Below are 3,997 nucleotides of genomic sequence, written 5' to 3'. Positions count from 1 at the left end.
GGCCGTTGGGTGCGGTCAGCCCGTTGCTCGCGCCGTCCTGGTTGATCGCCGTGCCGCGGACGACCGCCAGCACCCGGTGCCCCTGGGCCCGCGCCACCGACAACCGCTCCAGCACCAGCACGCCGACACCCTCGGCCCACCCCGTCCCGTCCGCCGCCGCCGCGAACGACTTGCACCGGCCGTCCGGCGCCAGCGCCCGCTGGCGGCTGAACTCGATGAACGCCTGGAGCGCCGACATCACCGTCACCCCGCCCGCCAGCGCCATGTCGCACTCGCCGGTCCGCAGCGACTGCGCCGCCAGGTGCAGCGCCACCAGCGACGACGAACACGCCGTGTCCACCGTCACCGCCGGGCCTTCGAGGCCGAACGTGTACGCCACCCGGCCCGTCGCCACGCTGCCCGCGCTGCCGTTGCCCAGGTACGGCTCCAGCTCCGCCGGCGGGCGCGGCACCCGGGCCGCGTAGTCGTGGTACATCAGGCCCGTGAAGACGCCGGTGCGGCTGCCGCGCACCGCCGACGGGTCGATGCCGGCCCGCTCGAACGCCTCCCAGCTCGTCTCCAGCAGCAACCGCTGCTGCGGATCCATCGCCAGCGCCTCCCGCGGCGACAGACCGAAGAACCCGGGGTCGAAGTCCGCCGCCCCGTGCAGGAATCCGCCCGACCACACCGACGAACGCCCCGCCCGGTCGGGGTCCGGGTCGTACAGCTCCTCCGGGTCCCAGCCCCGGTCGGCCGGGAACTCCGAGATCGCGTCCCGGCCCGCCGCGACCAGCTCCCACAGCTCCTCCGGTGAGCCGACGCCCCCGGGGTAGCGGCAGGCCATGCCGATGATCGCAATGGGGTCGTCCGCCGCCGCGGCCCCGGCCGCCCGCGACGCACGCGCACCCGCGTCCGCGCCCGGCTCCGCGCCGAGGCCGCACTCGGCGAGCAGGAACGCCGCCAGCGCCGTGGGGTGGGGATAGTCGAAGACCAGCGTCGCGGGCAGCCGCAGCCCCGTCGCGCGCGCGAGGCCGTTGCGCAGCTCCACGGCCATCAGCGAGTCGAAGCCCAGCTCACGGAACGCCTGCGCCTCCGGCACCGACCCCGGCGACTCGTGCCCGAGCACGGTGGCGGTCTGCGTCCGCACCAGGTCCAGCGCCGCCGCCGCCCGCTCGGCGCCGGGCAGCGCGGCGAGCCGCTCCCGCAGCCCGCCGCCCGCCGCGCCGGGCGCCGCGGCCGACGCCGCCCGCCTTCCGGGCGTACGGACCAGCCCCCGCAGCACGGGCGACAGCGCGTCGGCGTCGGCGAGGGCGGCCGCGTCCAGGCGCACGGGCAGCAGCACCGGCTCATCGGCGGACGCACCGCACGCCGCGTCGAACAGCGCCAGCGCTTCGGCGTCCGGCAGCGGCGCCACCCCGGACCTGGCCATGCGCGCCCGGTCCGCCGTCCCGAGACCGGCGGTCATGCCGCTGGCCCGCTCCCACAGCCCCCAGCCGAGGGCGACGGCCGGCAGCCCTTGGGCGCGCCGGTGCCGGGCAAGGGCGTCCAGAAGCGCGTTCGCCCCCGCGTACGCGCCCTGGCCGGCGCCGCCGAGGACGGCGGCGGCCGAGGAGAAGAGCACGAAGGCGTCGAGGGGCAGTTCGCGGGCGAGCGTCAGCTCGTGGAGGTTGAGCGCCCCCGTCACCTTGGGGGCGAGGACGCGGTCGAGCTGCTCGGGCGCGAGCCCGGTGAGCAGCCCGTCGTCCACGACGCCCGCCAGGTGGACGACGGCGGTCAGCGGGTGGTCCGCGGGAATACCGTCGAGGAGCCGGGCGGTGGCGTCGCGGTCGGCGACGTCGCAGGCGGCGACGGTGACCGTGGCGCCGAGGGCGGTGAGTTCGTCGCGAAGTGCGGGGGCGCCGGCGGCGGCCGGGCCGCTGCGGCCGGCGAGCAGCAGGTGGCGTACGCCGTGCTCGGTGACCAGGTGGGTGGCGAGGAGCCCGGCGAGGGTGCCCGTGCCACCGGTGATCAGCACGGTGCCTTCGGGGTCCCACCGCGGGGCGGCGGGCTGCCGCGGGTCCGCGGGCGGCGGTGCGGGGAGCCGGTGCCGTACGAGCCGGGGCGCGGTGAGGCGGCCGGCGCGCAGGGCGAGTTGCGGCTCGCCGGCGGCGAGGGCCCGCCGTACGGTACGTGCCGTGTCGTGCTCGTCGTCCGTGTCGTCGGTGTCGTCCAGGTCGACGAGGACGAAGCGGCCGGGCGCCTCCGACTGGGCCGAGCGCAGCAGCCCCCACACGGGAGCCGTCGCCAGGTCGGGTACGTCGCCGGGGCCGGCGGCGACGGCACCGCGCGTCAGCACGACGAGCCGCGCACCGGCCGCCGTCGCCCGGTCGTCGGCCAGCCAGGTGCGGACGGCGTCGAGGGCGCGGTGGAGGGCGGCGGGTGCGTCGGCCGCCGTGCCGAAGGGCAGGACGACAGCCGGGGGGACCTCCGGCAGGGCGGCGACGTCGGCGATGTCGGTGATCTCGGCGATGGCGGCGGTCTCGGCCGTTCCGGCGGTGGCGTCCGCGCCCGGTGCCTCGGCGTCCGCGGCGACCGGGGTCCAGTCCAGCCGGTACAGCGAGTCGGTCCGCCGCCCCAGCCGGTCCGCGGCGAACGGCCGGGTCACCAGTGCCTCGATCGTTGCGACGGGCTGCCCGAGCGCGTCGGCGACCGTGACCGCGACGGCGTCCGGCCCGGCCGGGGCCAGCCGGACCCGTACCGCGGTGGCGGCGACCGCCGCCAGCCGCACCCCGCCGAAGGAGAACGGCAGCCCGGCCCTGTCCGGCTCCCGGCCCGGGCCGAGACCGAGCCCGATGCCGTGCAGGGCGGCGTCGAGCAGCGCCGGGTGGATGCCGAAGCGTTCGGCGTCGGTGACGGCCGCCTCGGGGAGCGCGACCTCGGCGAAGACCTCGTCGCCGCGCCGCCAGGCGGCCCGTAGCGCGGTGAACGCCGGTCCGTAGGACAGCCCGAGGTCCGCGAGCCCCGGATACAGCCCGTCCATCGCGACCGGCTCCGCACCCTCGGGGGGCCAGACGGCCAGGTCGGGGCCGGCGGTGGCGGGGGCGGTCGGGCCGGGGGCGGCGAGGCGGCCGGAGGCGTGCTCCGTCCAGGGTCCGGGTGCCATGCCCGCGGGCTCGGGGCGCGCGTGGACGCGCACGTCCCGCCGCCCCTCGGCGTCGGCCTCCGCCACCAGCACCTGGATCTCCACGGCCCCCGTCGCCGGCAGGTCGAGGGGCGCGTGCAGCGTCAACTCCTCGACGACCGTCGCGGCGTCGCCGTCCAGCCGCGCCCCCGCGGCCAGCGCCATTTCGAGGAACGCGGTGCCGGGGAGAAGGACGCGCCCGGCGACGGTGTGGTCGGCGAGCCAGGGGTGGGTGCGGAGGGAGAGCCGACCGGTCAGGACGAGCCGGTCGCCGTCGGCGGGGCGCGTGGCGGTCTCGACGAACGGGTGGGCGTCGCGACCGGCGAGCGACGTACCGGGGGCGAACGGCGGGAGCCAGTAGTCCTTGTGCTGGAAGGGGTAGGTGGGCAGGTCGGTGAGGCGGGCCTCGGGGAGGACGACGGACCAGTCGGGGGTGGCGGCGTGGTGGGTGTGGAGGGTGGCCAGGGCGGTGAGGAGGGTGTGGCGCTGGTCGCGGGTACGCCGCTGGAGGGGGACGGTCAGGCTGCCGGTGCCGTCGAGGCATTCCGCGGCGAGGGTGGTGAGTGCGGCGTCGGGGCCGATTTCGGCGTACGTGGTCACACCGGCTGCACGCAGCGCATCGACCGCGTCGGCGAACCGGACCGGCTCACGCACCTGACGCACCCAGTACTCCGGATCCACCAGCCGCCCCGCGTCACCCGCCAGAGGAATCCGCGGCGGGCGGAAGGTGAGAGTACGGACGACCTCGCGGAACGGATCCAGCATCCCGTCCATGTGCGGCGAGTGAAACGCATGGCTGACATGCAGCTCACGCGACCGGAAACCCTCCGCCACCGCCCGAGCCGCCCCCGCCTCACC

Annotated in this window: 1 protein-coding gene; it reads right to left on the bottom strand. The window is 77.4% G+C overall.

Annotated elements, in window-relative coordinates:
- The coding region (locus I003_RS0129025; RefSeq protein WP_027774661.1) for an SDR family NAD(P)-dependent oxidoreductase at nt 1-3,997 on the bottom strand (3,997 nt) is incomplete at both ends.

It is taken from the genome of Streptomyces sp. CNQ329, from assembly GCF_000482585.1.
Note: the sequence above shows the minus strand (reverse complement) of the source record. Positions and strands in the feature narration are given on the sequence as shown.